Annotated in this window: 24 protein-coding genes; 18 read left to right on the top strand and 6 right to left on the bottom strand. The window is 59.8% G+C overall.

The genetic code is table 11. The features are described 5' to 3' along the window. Positions 1-6: 6 nt before the first annotated feature. The 4 genes from lepB to pyrE form a co-directional block, all read right to left on the bottom strand. Positions 7-867 (bottom strand): signal peptidase I, encoded by an 861-nt coding sequence (gene lepB, locus ACHZCJ_RS14925; RefSeq protein WP_159645478.1) that lies wholly within the window; start codon positions 865-867, stop codon positions 7-9. Between the two features lie 36 nt (positions 868-903). Continuing rightward, entirely contained in the window at positions 904-1,305 is a 402-nt protein-coding gene (gene acpS, locus ACHZCJ_RS14930; protein WP_159645475.1) for a holo-ACP synthase, read from the bottom strand. Between the two features lie 127 nt (positions 1,306-1,432). Continuing rightward, complete coding sequence (locus ACHZCJ_RS14935; protein ID WP_321327304.1) at positions 1,433-2,167, bottom strand: pyridoxine 5'-phosphate synthase; 735 nt, start codon at positions 2,165-2,167, stop codon at positions 1,433-1,435. Continuing rightward, a complete protein-coding gene (gene pyrE / locus ACHZCJ_RS14940; protein WP_321327810.1) occupies positions 2,164-2,757 on the bottom strand; it encodes an orotate phosphoribosyltransferase in 594 nt (197 codons plus the stop codon). The genes ACHZCJ_RS14935 and pyrE overlap by 4 nt, the downstream gene beginning before the upstream one ends. A 240-nt stretch (positions 2,758-2,997) precedes the next feature. Between pyrE and coxB the strand changes: the two genes are divergently transcribed. From coxB to ACHZCJ_RS15020, 16 genes are all read left to right on the top strand, one after another. Beyond that, complete coding sequence (gene coxB / locus ACHZCJ_RS14945) at positions 2,998-4,023, top strand: cytochrome c oxidase subunit II (protein ID WP_321327306.1); 1,026 nt, start codon at positions 2,998-3,000, stop codon at positions 4,021-4,023. An 11-nt stretch (positions 4,024-4,034) separates the two neighbouring features. After that, the gene (gene ctaD, locus ACHZCJ_RS14950) at positions 4,035-5,696 is read left to right on the top strand and encodes a cytochrome c oxidase subunit I (protein ID WP_321327307.1); all 1,662 of its coding nucleotides are present in this window, start codon (positions 4,035-4,037) and stop codon (positions 5,694-5,696) included. 32 nt (positions 5,697-5,728) lie between these two features. Next, positions 5,729-6,634, top strand: coding sequence for a heme o synthase (locus ACHZCJ_RS14955; protein WP_321327309.1), 906 nt, complete (start codon positions 5,729-5,731; stop codon positions 6,632-6,634). After that, complete coding sequence (locus ACHZCJ_RS14960) at positions 6,631-6,792, top strand: hypothetical protein (protein ID WP_159645460.1); 162 nt, start codon at positions 6,631-6,633, stop codon at positions 6,790-6,792. Before ACHZCJ_RS14955 ends, ACHZCJ_RS14960 begins: the two co-directional genes overlap by 4 nt. Continuing rightward, positions 6,792-7,379 carry a cytochrome c oxidase assembly protein gene (locus ACHZCJ_RS14965; protein ID WP_159645457.1) on the top strand — a complete coding sequence of 196 codons (588 nt, stop codon included), beginning with the start codon at positions 6,792-6,794 and terminating at the stop codon, positions 7,377-7,379. The genes ACHZCJ_RS14960 and ACHZCJ_RS14965 overlap by 1 nt, the downstream gene beginning before the upstream one ends. Before the next feature lie 32 nt (positions 7,380-7,411). Beyond that, a complete protein-coding gene (locus ACHZCJ_RS14970) occupies positions 7,412-8,278 on the top strand; it encodes a cytochrome c oxidase subunit 3 (RefSeq protein WP_321327311.1) in 867 nt (288 codons plus the stop codon). 9 nt (positions 8,279-8,287) lie between these two features. Continuing rightward, entirely contained in the window at positions 8,288-8,680 is a 393-nt protein-coding gene (locus ACHZCJ_RS14975) for a DUF983 domain-containing protein (protein WP_321327313.1), read from the top strand. Then, positions 8,677-9,282, top strand: a complete 606-nt coding sequence (locus ACHZCJ_RS14980; RefSeq protein ID WP_321327314.1) for an SURF1 family cytochrome oxidase biogenesis protein — start codon at positions 8,677-8,679, stop codon at positions 9,280-9,282. The genes ACHZCJ_RS14975 and ACHZCJ_RS14980 overlap by 4 nt, the downstream gene beginning before the upstream one ends. Positions 9,283-9,295: 13 nt before the next feature. Then, positions 9,296-10,699: a threonine synthase gene (thrC, locus tag ACHZCJ_RS14985; RefSeq protein ID WP_321327315.1), complete on the top strand. Its 1,404-nt coding sequence runs from the start codon at positions 9,296-9,298 to the stop codon at positions 10,697-10,699. After that, positions 10,692-11,576: a class I SAM-dependent methyltransferase gene (locus ACHZCJ_RS14990; protein ID WP_321327317.1), complete on the top strand. Its 885-nt coding sequence runs from the start codon at positions 10,692-10,694 to the stop codon at positions 11,574-11,576. The genes thrC and ACHZCJ_RS14990 overlap by 8 nt, the downstream gene beginning before the upstream one ends. Positions 11,577-11,613: 37 nt before the next feature. Next, positions 11,614-11,985 carry a dihydroneopterin aldolase gene (locus ACHZCJ_RS14995; RefSeq protein WP_321327319.1) on the top strand — a complete coding sequence of 124 codons (372 nt, stop codon included), beginning with the start codon at positions 11,614-11,616 and terminating at the stop codon, positions 11,983-11,985. Further along, the gene (locus ACHZCJ_RS15000; RefSeq protein ID WP_321327320.1) at positions 11,982-12,749 is read left to right on the top strand and encodes an SDR family oxidoreductase; all 768 of its coding nucleotides are present in this window, start codon (positions 11,982-11,984) and stop codon (positions 12,747-12,749) included. The genes ACHZCJ_RS14995 and ACHZCJ_RS15000 overlap by 4 nt, the downstream gene beginning before the upstream one ends. A 124-nt stretch (positions 12,750-12,873) precedes the next feature. Further along, positions 12,874-13,455: a fasciclin domain-containing protein gene (locus ACHZCJ_RS15005; RefSeq protein ID WP_321327322.1), complete on the top strand. Its 582-nt coding sequence runs from the start codon at positions 12,874-12,876 to the stop codon at positions 13,453-13,455. A 178-nt stretch (positions 13,456-13,633) separates the two neighbouring features. After that, positions 13,634-14,203 carry a fasciclin domain-containing protein gene (locus tag ACHZCJ_RS15010; protein ID WP_321327324.1) on the top strand — a complete coding sequence of 190 codons (570 nt, stop codon included), beginning with the start codon at positions 13,634-13,636 and terminating at the stop codon, positions 14,201-14,203. A gap of 100 nt (positions 14,204-14,303) precedes the next feature. After that, entirely contained in the window at positions 14,304-14,714 is a 411-nt protein-coding gene (locus tag ACHZCJ_RS15015) for an EVE domain-containing protein (protein WP_321327326.1), read from the top strand. Beyond that, positions 14,707-15,660 carry a glutaminase gene (locus ACHZCJ_RS15020; protein WP_201295650.1) on the top strand — a complete coding sequence of 318 codons (954 nt, stop codon included), beginning with the start codon at positions 14,707-14,709 and terminating at the stop codon, positions 15,658-15,660. The genes ACHZCJ_RS15015 and ACHZCJ_RS15020 overlap by 8 nt, the downstream gene beginning before the upstream one ends. Here ACHZCJ_RS15020 and ACHZCJ_RS15025 read toward each other — a convergent pair. Together ACHZCJ_RS15025 and ACHZCJ_RS15030 are read right to left on the bottom strand one after the other, a co-directional pair. Next, entirely contained in the window at positions 15,657-17,309 is a 1,653-nt protein-coding gene (locus ACHZCJ_RS15025) for a thiamine pyrophosphate-binding protein (RefSeq protein ID WP_321327327.1), read from the bottom strand. The genes ACHZCJ_RS15020 and ACHZCJ_RS15025 overlap by 4 nt on opposite strands. Before the next feature lie 178 nt (positions 17,310-17,487). Continuing rightward, on the bottom strand, positions 17,488-18,924 hold the full coding sequence (locus tag ACHZCJ_RS15030) for an NAD-dependent succinate-semialdehyde dehydrogenase (RefSeq protein WP_321327328.1): 1,437 nt from the start codon (positions 18,922-18,924) through the stop codon (positions 17,488-17,490). 86 nt (positions 18,925-19,010) lie between these two features. On the opposite strand from ACHZCJ_RS15030, the gene ACHZCJ_RS15035 reads away from it, so the two are divergent. Continuing rightward, complete coding sequence (locus ACHZCJ_RS15035) at positions 19,011-19,931, top strand: SMP-30/gluconolactonase/LRE family protein (RefSeq protein WP_321327331.1); 921 nt, start codon at positions 19,011-19,013, stop codon at positions 19,929-19,931. Next, complete coding sequence (locus ACHZCJ_RS15040) at positions 19,928-20,575, top strand: HAD-IA family hydrolase (RefSeq protein ID WP_159645421.1); 648 nt, start codon at positions 19,928-19,930, stop codon at positions 20,573-20,575. Before ACHZCJ_RS15035 ends, ACHZCJ_RS15040 begins: the two co-directional genes overlap by 4 nt. Positions 20,576-20,604 lie beyond the last annotated feature (29 nt).

Genomic DNA, 20,604 nt, shown 5'->3' on the forward strand with positions numbered 1-20,604 from the left:
GTCAGATCATTCGGCGGCAGTGACTGCTTTGTCCGGCCGCAGGCTGGTGCCGGCACGCCCGCTGCGGAAAGCGCCCCACCAGCTCAACGGGTTCAGCGTCGTGGTGCCATCAAGCGAGAAAGTGATGAACTCGGCCCGTCCGCCGATATTCTCCCAAGGAATCGGACCACCCAGACCCAGCGGGCTGGAGACCCGGCTGTCGGCGCTGAGGTCGCGATTGTCGCCGAGCAGATAGACCTGGCCTTCGGGTATCTCGATCGGTGCCACATCATCGGTATATTGCGGGCCCAGATCGATAATGTCGTAGCTGGCGCCATTTGGCAGGGTCTCGCGGAGAATTGGCAAGTTGCAAACCGGATTGCCGGCTGCGTCGGTGCCGCGCGCGCCGGGAAATTCATGCTCGCCGCACGGGGAATTGGCATCGATCGGCAGTTGCAGATCGGGCTGTACTTCCTGTTTTACGGCGATGCCGTTTAGAAAGATCTGGCCGCCTCGCAGCTCGACAATGTCCCCGGGCAGGCCGATTACCCGCTTGATATAATCGCTGCTCTGGTCCCGCGGTGTCAGGATCACCACGTCGCCACGTTCCGGCAAGCTGCCGAACAGGCGGCCTTCCATGCGCGGCAGGATATGGAACGTCGGCGAGACCCAGGACCAGCCATAGGCATATTTGCTAACAATCAGCCGGTCTCCGACGAGCAGACCCGGCATCATTGAAACGGAGGGAATGTAGAAAGGCTTGGCTACCAGACTGTGGAAGGCGAGAACCGCCAGCAACAGCAGGGCGATGCTCTTGAATTCGCCGATCCAGTCGGTCTTCTCCGGTTTTTCGCTGGAGCCGCTGTCTGCGGTTTTATCTATCGACATATTTGGTCTCTGGTTTCCGGTCCACGCGCACTGTTGCTAGAGCGGATGGGCTTCAATGATCACGAAGGCCTGTGCCCATGGATGATCGTCTGTGAGTGTGAGGTGAACGAATGTTTCATATCCTGCCGGTGTCAGGGCGTCGAGCCGTTTCTTCGCGCCGCCGGTTAGGGCAAGCGTCGGTGCGCCGCTCTTGGCATTGATCACACCGATATCCTTCATGAAGACGCCGGCGCGGAAGCCGGTTCCGACTGCTTTCGAATAGGCTTCCTTTGCGGCGAAGCGCTTGGCGTAGGTGCCGGCCTTTGTATAAGGACGCCGCGCGGCCTTGGCGCGTTCGAGTTCGGTGAAGACGCGATTTTCAAACCGCTCGCCAAAACGGTCGAGCGAATTCTGGATGCGCTCGATATTGCAGAGGTCGGAGCCGAGCCCGATGATCATGGATTTTCCTCCCCGTCGCAGACGGGGAAGGGGACCGCCCGAAGGGTGGTGGAGGGGTGCCCCTCCGTCGCCTTCGGCGCCACCTCCCCACAGCTTCGCTGCAGGGAGGAAATATCTGCGACCATCCTCACCGTGCTTCGTCCATCAGCGCGCGCATCTGTCTGATACTGCCGTCAAGACCGCTGAAAATCGCTTCGCCGATCAGGAAATGGCCGATGTTCAGCTCGGCCAGTTGGGGAATGGCGGCAATGGGCACCACATTGTCGAAGGTCAGTCCGTGACCGGCATGGGGCTCGATGCCATTTTTTGCCGCCAGCGCCGCCGCGTCGGATATCCGGCGCAGCTCGGCCTCGCGTTCCGCGCCCGTGACTTCGGCATAATGGCCGGTGTGAAATTCGACGACTGGCGCGCCGAGATGGATGGCGGCTTCGATCTGGCGCGGGTCGGGTTCGATGAACAGGCTGACGCGGATATTCGCCTCGCGCAGCTGCCCGACAAAATCGCTCAGCTTGTTGTGCATGCCCGCGGCGTCCAGTCCGCCTTCGGTCGTGCGCTCTTCGCGGTTTTCCGGGACGATGCAGGCGGCGTGCGGCTTGTGGCGCAAAGCGATGGCCAGCATCTCGTCGGTCGCCGCCATTTCCAGGTTGAGCGGAATGGTCAGCGTGTCCATCAGCACGGTCAGATCGTCATCGCGGATATGGCGCCGGTCTTCGCGGAGATGGGCAGTGATACCGTCCGCCCCGGCGCCTGCAGCCATCAGCGCTGCGCGTACCGGTTCGGGATGATCGCCACCGCGTGCGTTGCGGATGGTGGCAACATGATCGATATTGACGCCGAGCCTGAGATGATTGGCGCTGCTCACGCCGAAGCGGGCTCCGCGCGGCTGCCCGGTTTGGTCGCCGGTATCGCAGCCAGATCTGCGGGGATTTCATCGGTGGTATAAGAAGGCACGTCCAGCGTCACCAGCGGAAAGAAGGGGACGTCAAATTGCGCGGTGCCGTTGGAACGGTCGACCAACGCCCCGGCGGCAATCACTTCGCCACCCGCTTCCCGGATCGCCTGAATCGCTTCGCGCGAAGACAGGCCGGTGGTGACAACATCCTCCATCATCAGCACTTTCTGGCCCGGCTCCAGCCGGAAGCCGCGTCGCAGTTCGAATGTTCCCTCCGGCCGTTCCAGGAACAGCGCATCCAGGCCAAGCGCACGGCCCATTTCGTGGCCGATAATAACGCCGCCCATTGCCGGAGAAACTACAATATCGATTGCGCGTCTTATATTCTGCGGAATTTGCGCCGCCAGGGCTTCGGCCATACGGGCGGCGCGCGCCGGGTTCATCAACAAGCGCGCGCACTGCAGATATTTGCTGCTATGGCGTCCGGACGAGAGGATGAAATGGCCCTGCAACAAGGCGTCGCAGTTCCGGAATTCGGCTAAAATCTCGTCTTCAGTCAATGTTTCATCCCGCTCTGATTTGCGTCCTTCTGCCCAAATGGGCATATTGCTGCCGCATTGCCAGAAAAATTAAAGGCAAAAAACTGAAAAAATATCTATTCGGTAGCTTGAGGCTGGCGGCAACCATGCCTATAAGCCGCCGCAATCGGACTATTCCAGACGCGGGCTTTGCGATTCCAATCGTGCAGCCATCGCCGGAAAACTACCGAAACTTGGGGTAAGATAGGGTTGAGCGATTATATGACTCATTTTGTGAAAGCATGGATTCTGGCCATTGGCCTGATTCTCACGCCAGCAGCATTGTCGGCGCAGGAAGCGTTGCCGGCAGCGCCGTCTGTTGAACCGGCGGCGACCAGTGAACTGGAAGCGGCAGAGGCGCCGGCGGCAGCCGAAGCAACTGCATCCGCCTCGGACCCGGCTCTCTATACCCCGATGAAACCAACACCCGGTGTCGGAATGCCCGTCAATGGCGGCATCGATTTTCAGGAGCAGTTCAGCGAAACCGGCCAGACCGCTCACTGGATCAACAGCGCGATCCTGGTTCCGATGATGGTCGGCGTCAGTCTGGTCGTTCTCGGCTTGCTGTTCTGGGTCGTCGTGCGCTTCCGTCGCGGTGCCAACCCCGAGCCGTCGAAAACAACGCACAATACATTCATTGAAATTATCTGGACGGTTATTCCCGTGCTGATTCTTGTGGTCATTGCCGTTCCGTCGATCAGCCTTCTGGCCCGCCAGTTTGAACCCGCTCCGGAAGAGGCGCTGACCGTCAAAGTGACCGGTTATCAGTGGTACTGGGGCTATAGCTATCCCGACAACGGTGATTTCGAGGTCATTTCCAACATGCTGTCGGCCGAAGACGCGGAAGCGCGCGGCGAACCGTATCAGCTGGCCGCCGACAACCGGATGGTCATTCCGGTCGGCAAGCCGGTCAAGCTGCTGATTACTGCGGCCGACGTCATCCACAGCTTCGCCATTCCGTCGGCCTGGTTCAAGCTGGACGCGGTTCCCGGCCGGATCAACGAGAAAGTTCTGCAGATCGATCGCGAGGGCGTCTATTATGGCCAGTGTTCCGAGCTTTGCGGCGCGCGGCACGGTTTCATGCCGATCACGGTGGAAGTGCTCTCGGAAGAGAAATTCAACAACTGGGTCCTCGCCAATGGCGGTACGGTGAAGGGGGCGGCGGCTGAGCCGGCTGCGACCGACACTGCGGCCGAAGACGCGACCACCGAAATTGCGGCTGCTGACGCAGCTGCTGCGACCAACTGAGGGTTAGAGCAATGACAACTATCACAGCAGATGGCCATATCGACGATCACGCGCATGACGCGGATCACAAGCCGGCCTTTTTCCAGCGCTGGTTCATGTCGACCAACCATAAGGATATCGGTACTCTCTATCTGATCTTCGCGATTGTCGCGGGTATCATCGGTGGTGCTATTTCCGGTCTGATGCGTCTGGAACTGGCCGAGCCCGGCATCCAGTATCTGCAGGCCTGGGCCAGCATTTCCAACGGCAGCGAAGCGTCGATGGATCAGGCCTATCACCTCTGGAACGTGCTGATTACCGCACACGGCCTCATCATGGTCTTCTTCATGGTCATGCCGGCGATGATCGGCGGCTTCGGTAACTGGTTCGTGCCGCTGATGATCGGCGCGCCGGACATGGCCTTCCCGCGGATGAACAATGTCAGCTTCTGGCTGCTTGTCCCGGCCTTCCTTCTGCTTCTGGGGTCATCCTTCGTCCCCGGCGGACTCGGCAACGGTGCCGGTACCGGCTGGACGGTCTATGCGCCGCTGTCGACCAGCGGATCGGTCGGGCCAGCTGTGGATCTGGCGATTCTCTCGCTCCATCTGGCGGGTGCATCCTCCATTCTGGGGGCAATCAACTTCATCACCACCATTTTCAATATGCGCGCACCAGGGATGACCCTGCACAAAATGCCGCTGTTTGTCTGGTCGGTTCTGGTTACCGCATTCCTGCTGCTGCTCTCGCTGCCTGTGCTTGCGGCTGCTATTACGATGCTGTTGACCGATCGTAACTTCGGCACGACCTTCTATGATGCTGCTGGCGGCGGTGATCCGGTGCTGTACCAGCATCTGTTCTGGTTCTTCGGCCATCCTGAAGTCTATATCATGATCCTGCCCGGTTTCGGCATGATCAGCCATATTGTCGCGACCTTCAGCCGCAAGCCGGTCTTCGGTTATCTCGGCATGGCTTATGCCATGGTTGCCATTGGCGTGGTCGGCTTCGTCGTATGGGCGCACCATATGTTCACCACCGGCATGTCGGTTAATGTGAAAATGTATTTCACCGCTGCCACCATGGTGATCGCGGTGCCGACCGGCATCAAGATCTTCTCCTGGATCGCGACCATGTGGGGCGGCTCGATGACCTTCAAGACCCCGATGATGTGGGCGCTTGGCTTCATCTTCATGTTCACCGTTGGTGGCGTGACCGGTGTTGTGCTGGCCAATGGCGGTATCGATGACAATCTCCACGATACTTATTATGTGGTTGCCCACTTCCACTATGTGCTGTCGCTTGGCGCGGTCTTCTCGATCTTCGCCGGCTTCTACTACTGGTTCCCGAAAATGTCGGGACGGATGTACAGCGAACTGCTGGGGCAGCTCCACTTCTGGATCTTCTTCATCGGCGTGAACATCCTGTTCTTCCCGCAGCATTTCCTCGGACAGCAGGGCATGCCACGTCGTTATGCCGACTATCCGGAGCAGTTTGCCTACTGGAACCAGATCAGCTCGCTCGGCTATGCCGTGATGCTGGTCGGCGTGCTGGTGTTCTTCGTGAATATCATCTGGTCGCTGATGGCCGGTCGCAAGGCGGAAGGCAATTACTGGGGCGAAGGCGCAACCACGCTGGAATGGACCCTGACCAGCCCGCCGCCGTTCCACCAGTTCGAAACGCTGCCCCAGATCAAGTGATCTGAGAAGCAACCGCTAGCTTGGAAAGCAACATGACCACTGCGTCGCAAACGATACAAGGACTGGCCAGCGCGAAAGATCTCTTCGCGCTGACCAAGCCGCGCGTGATGTCGCTGGTCATCTTTACCGCCTTGTGCGGCATGCTGGCGGCACCGGGTACGATTCATCCGGTGATCGGTTTTACCGCGATCCTCGCGATCAGTCTGGGGGCAGGGGCTTCGGCCGCGCTCAACCAGTGGTATGAGGCGGATATCGACGCGGTGATGAAGCGGACGCAAGGCCGCCCGTTGCCGGCGGGCCGGATGGACCGCGAAACCGCGCTGCATTTCGGTATCGGCCTGTCGGTCTTCTCGGTCCTGCTGATGGGCGTTGCCGTCAACTGGTTCAGCGCGGCCTTTCTCGCTTTCTCGATCTTCTTCTATGCCGTGGTCTACACCATCTGGCTGAAGCGCAGCACGCCGCAGAATATCGTGATCGGTGGCGCTGCCGGGGCGTTTCCGCCGGCGATCGGCTGGGCCGCCGTGACCGGAGACGTCACTTTGATGCCGATCCTGCTGTTCGCCATCATCTTCTTCTGGACGCCACCGCATTTCTGGGCGCTGGCGCTATTCGTGAACAGCGACTATTCCAAAGCCGGCATCCCGATGATGCCGGTGGTTGCCGGCCGCCAGTCAACCCGCAAGCAGATTTTCGGCTACAGCCTGATCCTGGCCGTTGTCGCTATCGCGCCTTTCGCACTCGGTCTCGCCGGACTGGTCTATGGCGTCGCATCGATCGTGCTGAGCACAATATTCTCTGTTTTCTCCTGGCAGGTCGGGCGCAGCACGACCACGCGCCCGGACGACATGGCGGCTGAAAAGCGGCTGTTCAAATTCTCGATTCTGTATCTCTTCGCGCTGTTCGCAGCGGTAGTCGCCGACCGGATGATAGCCGCATGAGCGATCGCGATCAGCCTAGCACGCCGATGAGCGCGGAAGAGCAGAAAGCCTATCAGGCGCGGCAGAAACACCGGGCGATCATCCTGGCGGCGCTGCTTGGCTTCATGGTTGTGCTGTTCTACCTCATCACAATCGTCAAAATCGGGTCGGGTTCCTGATGTCCACTGCGCAGGCCTCCCTTTCGAACAAGAATCGCCGCAGCGGCGTGATGGCGGCCCTGATGGGGCTCGGCATGCTCGCTCTCGGTTTCGCGGCCGTGCCCTTGTATGACGTGTTCTGCCGGGTCACCGGATATGGCGGGACAACGCAGCGGGCCGACGCGGCGCAGGCGGCAACCGTGCAGAGCACCAGCCAGGTGATGTCGGTTCGTTTCGATTCCAATGTCAATGCGGCGCTGCCCTGGTCCTTCAAACCGGAGCAGGCGGTCGATCATGTCACCGTCGGCGCCCGCGACATGGCGATTTTCATTGCCACCAATAATAGCGACCAGCCGGTGGTCGGTACCGCCACGTTCAATGTGACGCCGCTTCTGGCCGGCCAGTATTTCAACAAGGTCCAGTGCTTCTGCTTTAGCGAACAGGTCCTGCAGCCCGGGCAGACGGTGCGGATGCCGGTGCTATATTATGTTGATCCGGCGATCATGGATGATCCGGAAACCAAGGACATCAAGGAAATTACGCTTAGCTATACCTTTTACCGTTCAATCGACCAGCAGGCGCTGGACGAGGGTACGGGCGACAGCTAAGAGACATTCGAGAGTAAGGTTAGGGAAATATTATGGCCGGTGCCAAAAATCATGATTATCACATTCTGCCGCCAGACATCTGGCCAATGGTTGGTTCGTTTTCTGCCTTTGTCATGGCCATTGGCGCGGTTCGCTGGATGCACAGCGATATCTATGCTTTCGGCCCGTTGCTCTTTGCGATTGGCACCTCGGCTGTAGCGCTGACGTTCTTTGCCTGGTGGTCCAATGTAATCAAGGAAGCCCATGCCGGCGACCATACGCCGGTGGTTCAGCTGCATCTGCGCTACGGGATGATCCTGTTCATCGCTTCGGAAGTCATGTTCTTTGTCGGCTGGTTCTGGGCCTGGTTTGACTTCTCTCTGTTCCCCCAGCCGATCGAACTGGTCGATGGCATCACCACAAATTATATCGGCCAGGAGGGCGCTGCGGCGCTGCTGCAATGGCCGCCAAAGGGTATCGATGTTCTCAACGCCTTCGAACTGCCTCTGCTCAACACGATGATCCTGCTGTGTTCCGGTACGACCATCACATGGGCGCATCATTCGCTGCTCCACGGTGACCGCAAAAGCATGATCACCGGCCTGTGGCTGACGATCATTCTGGGTGTATTGTTCTCTTTCATCCAGGCCTATGAATATAGCGTCGCGCCATTCCCGTTTGCCGGAATCAATTACAGCTCGGCATTCTACATGGCGACCGGTTTCCACGGCTTCCACGTTCTCGTCGGCACGATCTTCCTGATTGTCTGCCTGGCGCGAGCCTACAAGGGCCACTTTACCCCGAAACAGCATTTCGGTTTTGAAGCAGCCGCCTGGTACTGGCATTTTGTCGATGTTGTCTGGTTGTTCCTGTTCGTCGTCATCTACGTCTGGGGCGGCTGGGGCGCACCGGTCCACTAGGCCAGCGCGTTGACCGACACCGAAAATAAAAAAGGGCAGCCGGATGTTCTTCCTGCTGCCCTTTTTGGCCTCTGCCCGCATTGCGGGCAGAAGACACTCTTTGCCAATCTTACCAAATTCTCCGATAAATGCCGGGCCTGCGGGCTCGACTATAGCCATTATAATGTCGGCGACGGGCCAGCGGCCTTTCTCACCCTGATCGTTGGCGCCATCATATTGGGGCTGGCTTTGGCGGTCGAAGCCAATTTTCATCCGCCTATCTGGGTTCATGTCCTGCTCTGGGTACCGCTGACCGTTGCCGCAGTGGTCGGGTCGCTGCGTGTGTCCAAAGCCTTGTTGCTGATCCTCGAGCATCGCAACCAGGCCCGGGAAGGCAGTATCGACAGCAGCAACAGTCCATGATCCGGCGCCTGCCGATATTCGGAACAATTCTTGTCCTGATCGCCGTGGCGATCATGACCGGCCTTGGCATCTGGCAGTTGCAGCGGGCCGAATGGAAAAACGGATTGCTGGAAAGCTACGCGGCCGCATCCGCGTTGCCCGCCATTGCCTATCCGGCTGTTCCCGATGAAGATGATGCGCCCTATTTCCGCAAATCAAGCGTGAACTGCCTGGAAGTAATCGGCTGGCGCTCCACCAGCGGACGAAGCGCCAGCGGGCAGTCGGGCTGGGCGCATATCGCCCAGTGCCGGACCGCCGGCGCAGAAGGCCCGGGCGCGCAGATCGTTGCCGGCTGGTCCACCCGGCCCGACGATCCGGACTGGGCAGGCGGGGTGGTCGACGGCATCATCGCGCCGGACAGCCAATATGTCATCCGTCTGGTGGCCAGCGAACCGGTTGCGGGGCTGCAAAAAAGCCAGCCACCGGCGCTGGAAGATATCCCCAACAACCATATGTCCTATGCCGTCCAGTGGTTCATCTTCGCCGCGATCGCGCTGGTGATTTTTCTGCTCGCATTGCGTGGCCGCAACAAGGGCGTTGCCCAATCCGGCAACTTGTCCTAACCCGCTCGCCATCATGGACTATATCTCTACCAGAGGCGCTGCGTCGCCATTGAATTTCGAACAAGTCACCCTGGCCGGACTGGCTGGCGATGGCGGCCTTTATGTGCCCGAATCATGGCCGTCATTCAGCCCGGAGGAAATTGCCGCCATGGCGGGTCTTTCCTATGTCGAGGTTGCTGTCCGGGTGATGCAGCCCTTTGTCGGCGATGCGCTCGACGAGCGGGAATTGCGTGATCTGTGCAAGCAGGCATATGGCCGCTTTTCCCATGATGCCGTGACCCCGCTGGTGCAACTCGACGGACAGCAATGGTTGCTGGAGCTGTTCCACGGACCGACTCTGGCCTTCAAGGACGTGGCCTTGCAGATACTCGGCCTGTTCTTCGAAAAATTTCTCGCCCGGCAGGACAAACATCTGACCGTGGTCGGCGCGACCTCCGGTGACACCGGATCCGCGGCGATCGACGCCCTGGCCGGGCGCGACAAGGTCGATATTTTCATGATCCACCCCGACGGCCGGATATCCGACGTCCAGCGGCGCCAGATGACGACGGTGCTAGCGCCCAATGTCCACAATATCGCGATCGATGGTAGCTTCGACGATGCCCAAGCGATGGTCAAACGGATGTTCGCCGATCAGCAAGTGACCAATCGCTTCTCGATTTCAGCAGTCAACTCGATCAACTGGGCCCGGCTGATGGCGCAGGTCGTCTATTATTTCTATTCAGCGAGCCAGCTGGGCGCGCCGCATCGCAAAGTCGCTTTCTCGGTGCCGACAGGCAATTTTGGCGATGTTTTCGCCGGCTATGTCGCTTCGAAAATGGGGCTACCGGTCGAGCGGCTGATCGTGGCGACCAATGTGAATGATATTCTCCACCGGGCGCTCAGTGCCGGCGACTATTCCACCGGCACCGTGACACCGACCGCTGCCCCGTCAATGGATATTCAGGTCAGCAGCAATTTCGAAAGGTTGCTCTTCGATCTGGAAGGGCGCGACGGCGCCAAAACCGCAGCGCGCATGGCGGAGTTCGAGAAAAATCATAATATGCAGCTGGATTCCGAGATGCGGGAAACGGCGGCGTCGCTATTCACCAGCCATCGCGTTGATCCGGATGACATGGCGCTGGCCATGCGCTGGGCGCAGGACAAAGCAGGCCAGATCATCGACCCGCATAGCGCTATCGGCTTATCGGCGGCGCAGCATGTCGATCTCGATCCGTCCGTTCCGGTGGTTACGCTGGCTACGGCCCATCCGGCGAAATTCCCCGATGCAGTGGAACGGGCGACCGGCATCCGTCCATCACTGCCGCGCCGGGTTGGCGATCTGTTTGACCGAGAGGAAAAATATACGAAACTGCCGGGTGACTATGACGCGGTAAAAGACTTTATCATGTCCAACGCCACGCCGACCGATGGCTGAAAGCAGCGCCAACCCGATATTGATGATCAGCGACCCGCGTAGTGATTATACGCTGGTGGATTCCGGTCATGGCCGCAAGCTGGAACGCTACGGTCAATATCATTTCATCCGCCCCGAGCCGCAGGCGATGTGGGCGCCAGCCCGTGACGACTGGCAGGCGGATGGCGAATTCATTCCCGCCTCTGACGATGATGGCGGCGGACGCTGGCATCTGAACAATAATGTGCCGGCGGACGGTTGGCAGATGGACTGGGAAGAAGTCACCTTCACGGCCCAGTGTACGCCGTTCCGGCATCTTGCCTATTTCCCCGACATGGACCCGGTCTGGCGCTGGTTCCGTGGCAATCTGCAGGATGTCGAAATGCCGCAGATGATGAATCTGTTCGGCTATACCGGCGTTGGTACGCTGGCGCTGTCGGCAGCGGGCGCCAATCTGGTCCATGTCGATGCGTCGAAGAAATCGGTGACGGCAGCGCGCGACAATGCGGCTCTGTCGGGCATGACCGACCGCCCGATCCGCTGGATCATCGACGATGCGGCCAAATTTGCCGCCCGCGAAGTAAGGCGCGAGCGGCGCTATGACGCGATCCTGATGGATCCGCCGAAATACGGCCGCGGGCCGGATGGTGAAATCTGGCGGCTGGAAGAACATCTGGCAGGGTTGGTTGAGAATTGCGGCAAGCTGCTCGACACCGAAAGCCGCTGTATGTTTCTCACGGTCTATGCCGTGCGTATGTCGGCGCTGGCGCTTGGTTCGCTGCTGAACGAGAAACTGGCCCATCTTGGCGGCACGATCGAGGTCGGGGAGCTGGCGGTGCGCGAGGAAGCGCGCGGGCTGCTGCTGCCGACCGCGATATTCGCGCGCTGGTCCGCCTGACTTGCCATTTCCCCGCTAACATGGTCAGATATTATCTATGACAGACACATTGCTCCTGGAAGTGAACGACCTTGATGTCGACGTGCTCACCGGCATCTATTCCGAAGAGACGCATTTGCCGCAGCCCTTGCGCATTTCGATCACCGCCGAGCTGAAGGTACAGGAGCGCTACGAAGCGGACACGCCGCTCGACCAATCGAAAAATTACATGGACCTGAAACATGCCGCGACGGATGCGCTGCCCGAGGGCGTGCATTTCAAGCTGATCGAGGCGGTCGCGGACCATATCATCGAGACGCTGTTTCTGCAGGACAAGGATATCCTTCGTGTCACGGTGAAGATCGTCAAACTGCTGATTTCCGAAAAAGGGGAGCAGATCGGCATCACGCTTAGCCGGGGCCGGAAATGACCAGACCGCTGGCGCTCGTCACAGGCGGGGTGAAGCGGGTCGGGGCGGCCATTGCCATGCGGCTGGCGGAGTGCGGCTATGCGCTGGCGTTGCATGGCAATAGCGATGCTGTTCCCGAGCAAGAGCTGTCGGAAAAACTCGAGGATACGGACTGCGAGTGGGCCGGTTTCCAGCAGGATTTTCTCGACGAGGGGGCCGCCGAGTCGCTGATGGACGCGGTCGTTAAACATTTCGGCCGGACGCCGGACCTGATCGTGAACAGCGCCTCGATATTCGGGCAAGATAATGTCAGCTCTCTGGTTGAACAGGATTTGCAGAGCCATTTTCGGGTCAACAGCATGGTGCCTGTGCTGCTGACCACGGCTCTCCACGAGCGCCGGTCCGGAGATAGCGAGCGGGCCTGCGTTATCCACATATTGGACCAGCGCATTCGCAACCCCAATCGTGACCAGTTGAGCTACACGCTGTCCAAACAGGCACTGGCCGGTTCGGTCCGTTCGCTGGCGGTTGCCTGCGCGGACATGCTCCGCGTCAACGGCGTCGCGCCGGGACTAACGCTGACGGCGGGCGAATATGGTGAGGAGCAGCTTGCCAATATCACTGCAATGATGCCGCTCGGCCGCCTTCCCGATCCGGACGATATCGCCGACGCGGTCCTCTATCTGGCCCGCGCCAAGGCGGTTACCGGACAGATAGTCCACGTCGATGGCGGTGCCAGCCTGAAGAGCTTCGAACGCGACTTCGTCCATCTCGGCAATGGCTGAATCAGCCGATACGCCTCAAAGGACAGGTTTTCACCGGTCCCGATATGCCCCATTGCGTGAACATCCGAACGCAGGTCGCGCTGGCGACCGGCAGGGATGCATTTGCAATTTTGAAAGGCCTATCATGCGTATTTCCCCCAAGATGATACTTACAACCACCGCCGCCATCGCTCTTGCGGCTTGCTCGACCGAAGCGCCCCAGGCCGCTGTGGACGAAGCGTCTGTCGACGCTATGGCCGATGACACTGCACCGGTCGACAGCGGAACGATTGTCGACGTTGCGGTCGGCAATGCCGATTTTTCGACGCTGGTCACCGCAGTCACCGCGGCGGACCTGGCAGCCACTCTGGGCAGCGAGGGTCCGTTTACCGTCTTTGCACCGACCAATGACGCCTTTGCCAAGGTCGATCCCGACACGCTGAACGCCTTGCTGACCCGGGAAAAGAAAGCGGATCTGACCGGCTTGCTGACCTATCATGTGGTCGCGGGCGAGCTGAAAGCGGCTGATGTCGTCAGCGCGATCACCAATGGCGGTGGCACCGCAGTGCTGACCACGGTGCAGGGCGGATTCCTGAAAGCTACACTGGACGGCGACTCGGTCATTCTCGAAGACGAAACCGGCGGCAAATCGACGGTCATTCTAACCGATGTCGAGGCCTCCAACGGTGTGATCCACGCCATCGATACGGTCGTCATGCCGGGATAATAGATCCCCCCCGAACCATGATGCACCGGAAAGGGCTTCACCGCTAGGTGGAGCCCTTTTCTATTGGGGTTTTTGTGGGTTTCCTTCTGGTGCAGGCAACGCTAACCCGCGCCTTCGAATTTTATCACCGCCTGGTCGTATGGTGCGTCAGGCGGATTGATCACAAGAAAGGAAATTCATGTTCAACGCCCCCAAAATCATTCTGGCATCATCACTTCTGGCACTGGTACCGGCCTGTTCTTCGGAATTGAGCGAAGAGAACCAGGAACTGCTCGACGCGCGCATCGCCGACGAGGCGAAGCCGACCAACCTGATCGCCGTGCTGCAGGCCAATCCCGACCTCAGCACCGCGAGCACCTTGCTCGGGCTTTCCGGCGTTGGTGCCGAGCTCGATGGCGATGGTTCCTATACGGCATTTGCCGCTAGCAACGAAGTCTACAACAAGATGGACTCGGAAAAGCTGAGCGAGCTGATGCATGCGGATAACAAGGACGCGCTGGCCGACATCACGAAATATAGCCTCGTCGAGGGCAGCATGACTTCTGCCGACATCGCCAAGGCGATCACCGACGGCGGCGGCACCGCCAGCATCACCACCCTGCAGGGCGGCGTGATCAAGGCCAGCATGGAAGGCGACAAGATCGTTCTAGAGGACGGCGCCGGCAACAAGATCAATATTACCCAGGCCGATGTGGAATCGACCAACGGCACGCTGCACGTCATCGACGCGATCCTGATGCCGAAATAGGTTCGGATATCCCAGGACAAACAAGGCCTCGCTTCGCTGCGGGGCCTTTTTTGTTTGCACAGTGTCGGCTAGCATCGGCTGCGCAGCGAAGGAGAGTGATATGCCGCAATATTGGCTGATGAAATCGGAGCCGGACGAATATGGCTGGGATGATCTGGTCGCCGAGGGCGAAGGCACCTGGGACGGCGTCAAGAATGCGCAGGCGTCGAACAATATGAAGGCGATGCAGAAAGGCGATCAGGTCTTTTTCTATCATTCGCGCCAGGGGCTGGACGTGGTTGGCATCATGGAAGTGAGCGAAGAGGCTTCGCCCGATGTGACGACGGACCCCGACCGCTGGGTGGTGGTCAAGGTGAAGCCGGTGCGGAAACTGGCCCGGCCGGTGCCGCTGAAAGCGATGAAGCAGAATCCCGAGCTGAAAGATCTGGCGATCATCCGGCAGACGCGCTTGTCGGTGGCGCCGGTGACGGAGCGGGAATGGCAGGCGATACTGGAGATGGCGGGTGAGTGAAGACAATTCGGACTGGCCGGAGATTTTGCAGGCAGTGGAACGGGCTGTCGCACCTGAAATCGGGACGGGAAAGGTCGCCGACTATATTCCGGCGCTGGCCAGCGTTGATCCGCGCAAATTCGGGCTGGCGGTGGCGCTGTCCGATGGACGAATGGAAACGCTGGGCGATTCAGACGAGCCTTTTTCGATGCAGAGCATCTCCAAGATTTTCACTCTTTCACTGGCGCTCAAGGCGGTCGGCGACCGGCTTTGGGACCGGGTCGGGCGGGAGCCGTCAGGTTCGCCGTTCAACTCGATCGTCCAGCTGGAAAATGAGCAGGGCATACCGCGCAACCCGCTGATCAACGCAGGCGCGATCGTGACCACCGATCATCTGGTCGAACATTATTGCGCGGACAGCGACGGTGCCGAGCCGGCGGTGGTCGAGCTGCTGACGATGTTGCGGCGGCTGGCGCAGGATGACACGATCCAGATCGACAGCGCTGTTGCCCTGTCGGAAGCGGAGTCGGGCTCGCGCAACCGGGCGCTGGCACATTTCATGGCGGATTTTGGCAATATGGCCAATCCGGTGGAAAAGGCTCTTGCTGCCTATTTTCGCCATTGCGCGGTGGCCGTGACCTGCCGCCAGCTGGCGCGGGCCGCATTATTCCTGGCCCATGGTGGCCGCGATCCTGTCACCGGCGAGCAAGTCGTCACCCGCCAGCGCTGCCGCCGGATTCTGGCGGTGATGATGTCCAGCGGTCATTATGACAATAGCGGCGACTTTGCCTATCGCATCGGTCTGCCGGGCAAAAGCGGCGTCGGTGGCGGCATATTGGCCGTTGCGCCGGGGCAGGGCACGATTGCCGTCTGGTCGCCCGGTTTAAACAGGGCAGGGACATCCCGGGTCGGCGGTTTCGCACTGGAGGAACTGGTCCGACAGACAGGATGGTCGGTGTTCGGCTAGTCGGCGCTTCGCAATCCGCTCACGGTCGCGCCGGCAGCGGTCAGAAATTCGACGTCGGTTTTCAAGTGAAGCAATCTTAATCCCTTGCGTTTCATGGCCTCGGATAAAGCCGGCGCAAAGTCGTCGGTGCTTTCCACCGTCGCGCTCCATCCGCCATAAGCTTCGGCCAGTTTCGCGAAATCGGGGTTCTTCAGCGATGTTGCCGACAGCCGCGCCGGATATTCGCGTTCCTGATGCAGGCGGATGGTGCCGAAGCTGCCATTGTCGATCACCAGCACTAGCAGGTTCGCCTCATACTGTATCGCGGTTGCCAGTTCCTGACCGTTCATCATGAAGTCGCCGTCGCCTGCGATAACCACGGACACGCGGTCGGGGAAACGCAGGGATGCGGCCACCGAGGCCGGGACGCCATAGCCCATGGCGCCGCTGGTCGGAGCGAGCTGGCTGGGAAAGGCGCCATATTTCCAGTAGCGGTGCCACCAGCCGGAAAAATTGCCGGCGCCGTTGCAGATAATCGCGTCGGCGGGAAGCTGCTGCTGCATCTCCGCTACGCACTGGCCCAGGTCGAGCTTGGCGGCAGTGGGTTTCGGGCTCGACCAGTCCAGATAGTCCTGATGCGCGGCCTTGCCTGCGTCGAAGGTGAGGAGATCATCGTCCCATAGTGCGGCCTGTTCGGCGAACTCGTCCATTTCGGCGCAGATCGGCAGGTCGGTGCGATAGACATGGTTGAGCTCGTCGGGATCGGGATGGACGTGGACGAGGATTTGATCGGGATGGTCGGGGGTGATCAATGTATAGCCATCGGTGGTCGCCTCGCCGAGCCGCGCGCCGACCGCAATGATCAGGTCGGCCTCTTTTATTCGCTGGGTCAATTTGGGATTGGGGCCGTAGCCGAGATTGCCGGCATAGACCGGGCTTTCGTTGGGGAAATTATCCTGTCGCCGGAACGCGACCGCCACCGGCAGGCCGATACGCTCGGCATATTGGGCGAAATAATGTCTGGCCTTTGCGCTCCAGCCCGCGCCGCCGATGATCGCGATAGGGTCGGTGGCATCGCGCAACATGTCGGTGAGCGTCATCATCGCGTCGGGGCAAAGTGGCTGGGCTGGGGGTATCACCTTCGGCCGGTCAAGCGCCTCGACTTCGTCGCGTAACATGTCCTCGGGCAGGGATAGCACCACTGGTCCGGGGCGTCCGGAACTGGCGGTATCAAAGGCGCGCGCAACATATTCCGGGATCCGGGCGGCATTATCGATCCGGGCCGCCCATTTGGCGAGCGGCGTGAACATCGCGGCGAAATCGACTTCCTGAAAGCCTTCACGGTCGCGGTCATCGCGGGCGACATCGCCGATGAACAGGATCATCGGCGTGCTGTCCTGCATCGCGGTGTGGACGCCGATGCTGGCATTGGTCGCGCCGGGGCCGCGGGTGACAAAGGCAATGCCGGGCGCGCCGGTCATCTTGCCATCGGCTTCGGCCATGAAAGCGGCGCTGCCGTCCTGCCGGGTGGATACGGTCTGGATCGTGCCGCAGTCGTGGAGCGCGTCGAGCACGGAGAGGAAGCTTTCGCCGGGAACAGTGAAGATCCGCTCGGTGCCCTGGATGACCAGTTGATCGACGAGAATTTGTGCTCCGGTGCGTTTTGTCATGTTTCTCTCTCCATGCTCACCCGCAGCTTGAGCTGCAATTTATCTATTTATATGTCGCACAAAGACACGAAGCCACGAAGGGAATTTAACTATCTGATCTTCTTTGTGCCTTTGTGTCTTCGTGCGACAAAATTGAGAAAGCTGTCGCGTACTGCGATCTCGGGATTTGCTCCCAAAATCAAGCCTGATGGATCGCTTTGGTCACCATATAGGCTTTCAGTCCGTCCGGTCCGTCTTCCGACCCGTGGCCGCTTTCCTTGACCCCGCCGAAGGGTGCGTCGCCAGGGCTGACGGTCAGATTGTTGATTGCCACCATGCCCGCCTCGATCTTGTCGCCGATCATATTGGCGGTGTGCAGACTGGAGGTGAAGGCATAGGCGGCCAGGCCCAGCGGCAGGCGGTTGGCCTGATCGATGGCTTCGTCCAGTGTGTCGAAGGGCCGCATCACGGCGACCGGGCCGAACGGCTCCTCGTTCATGATATTGGCATCAAGAGGGACGTGCGACAGCACGGTGGGATCAAAGAAATAGCCTTTGTCGCCGCGCCGTTCGCCGCCTAGCCGCACGTCTGCGCCCTTCGTTCGTGCATCCTCGATCATCGCGCCGACAGCGTTCGGACGGCGGGGATTGGCGAGGGGGCCCATTTCAATCCCGTCGCCGAAGCCGCCGCCGACCGCGACCTTGGCGGCGCGCTCGGTAAAGCCTTTGACGAACCGGTCATAAATTCCGGACTGCACATAGAAACGGGTCGGCGAGACGCAGACCTGTCCTGCGTTGCGATACTTTTGCATCGCCGTCAGATCGAGCGCTTTTTCGATATCGCAATCATCGAAGACAAGCACCGGCGCGTGGCCGCCCAGTTCCATGGTCGTGCGCTTCATTCCCTCGGCGGCGAGTTTCATCAGATGCTTGCCGACCGGAACCGAGCCGGTGAAGCTGATCTTGCGGATCACCGGGGAGGCAATGAGATGGCTGGAGACCTCGGCCGGATCACCAAAGACGACCTGCGCGACACCGGAGGGCAGACCTGCATCGACGAGGCAGCGCACCATCTCGATCGGGCTGGCAGGGGTCTCCTCGGCTGGCTTGAGAATGATCGAACAGCCCGCGGCAATGGCCGGAGCCAGCTTGCGCACCGGCGTGAACACCGGGAAGTTCCAGGGACTGAACGCCGCAACGGGTCCGACCGGCTGATATTTGACAAAGCTGTTCTGACCCGCCGGGCGGACCAGTACGCGTCCGTAACAACGCTTGGCCTCCTCGGCCATGATATCGAAATGATTGGCGGAAGCGGAGACTTCGCCAACCGCCTGGGCCAGCGGCTTGCCCTGTTCGAAGGTCATAAGGCGGCCGATTTCCGGCGCCCGCTCGCGCATCAGGTCGGCCGCCCTGTGCAATATCGCGGCGCGCTCGGCCACCGGTGTGTCACGCCAGACGGGAAAAGCACGATCGGCGGCGTCCAGAGCGCGGTCGAGGTCGGCTGTCGTCGCCTTGGGCAGATCGGCAATCGCCTCACCAGTCGCCGGATTGACCACCTGATGGATGTCGCGATCTCCGCCGTCGATCCATTCGCCATTGATATGGAGTTGCAGTTTCCGGGAATAAGCGTTGGACATAGTTGCTCCTGTAACCTTCTGCCTAAGCACTAGACTTGTAGCCGGATTCCCGCAATGACTGTGACAAAATTTGAGAGGATAGATTCATGGAGATAGTCACCGAAGGGCTGCGCTTCCCGGAGGGACCAATCGCGATGCCGGATGGCAGCGTGATATTGGTCGAAATCGAGGCGCAGCAGCTCACCCGCGTTCTGCCCGACGGCACCAAGCAGCTGGTCGCGAAAACCGGCGGCGGTCCCAACGGCGCGGCCATCGGACCGGATGGGAAAATCTATGTCTGCAACAATGGCGGCTTTGAATATAAGGACGAGAACGGCTTTCTGACCCCGGCGGGTATCGCCAAAGACTATGCCGGCGGCAGCATCCAGCGGGTCGATCCCGACACCGGCGAAGTCGAAACGCTCTACAAGGACGGCGATTTCGGCTGCATCCTGCGCGGGCCCAATGATATCCAGTTCGACGCCCATGGCGGCTTCTGGTTCACCGATCATGGCAAAACCGATTACGAGAAACGCTGCCACGATATTGTCGGGATTTTCTATGCCAAGGCCGACGGCAGCCACCTGGAAGAAGTGATCTTCCCCTCCAACAATCCCAACGGTATCGGAATTTCGCCGGACGGCAACACGCTCTATGCCGCCGAGACGTTCACTTGCCGGTTGATGAAATTCAACATCACCGCACCCGGCAAGGTGGCTGCCGACGCAGGGCCGGGCGGTCCCGGCATTCCGCTCTATCGTCCTTCCGGCTATAAATTTTTCGACAGTCTGGCGATGGAGGAATGCGGCAATATCTGTGTTGCCACCATCGGTGAATGCGGCATTAGCGTGATTTCGCCGGAGGGTGAGCTGGTCGAATTTGTCGAGACGCCGGATATCTTCACCACCAATATCTGCTTTGGCGGAGAGGATATGATGGACGCCTGGATATGTCTGTCGGCAACTGGAAAACTGGTCAAAACCCGCTGGAAACGGCCTGGGATGAAATTGGAATATTTGAACAAATGAAATTCACCACCGTAATTTTCGACTTTGGCGGGGTTATCACTTCGTCGCCATTTGAAGCGTTTAACCGGCTGGAGGCCGAGAAGGGCGTCCCCCGGGACAGCGTGCGCCGGATCAACAGCGCCAATCCCGACGATAACGCCTGGGCCAGGTTTGAGCGCGCGGAACTGGATGGTGCCGGTTTTGACGAAGCCTTTGCCGAAGAGGCCAAGGCGCTGGGTCTGGAATTGCGCGGCGCCGACGTGCTGGCCGTGCTGGCGGGTGACGTGCGACCCAATATGGTGTCCACGCTGGACCGGTTGAAGGCCGAGGGCTTTGCGATTTCCTGCATCACCAACAATGTTCCGGCCGGCAAGGGTGCGGGCATGGCGATGGATGATGAAAAGGCGGCGGCGGTAGCCGCGATCATGCAGCGCTTCGATCATATCATCGAGAGCAGCAAGGCCGGGGTGCGCAAGCCCGATCCGCGCATCTATCAGATGATGTGCGAGGCGCTGAATGTCGACCCGACGCAATGCGTCTATCTCGACGATCTCGGGATCAATTGCAAACCGGCGGCGGCGCTTGGCATGGCGGCAATCAAGGTGTCGGCGGAGCAACAGGCGCTCGACGAACTGGGGGCCCTGCTGAATATGCAATTGCCCTGATGCTTTGCACGACCAGGATGAAGCTGTAA

Source organism: uncultured Parasphingorhabdus sp. (assembly GCF_963677535.2).
GTDB lineage: Bacteria > Pseudomonadota > Alphaproteobacteria > Sphingomonadales > Sphingomonadaceae > Parasphingorhabdus.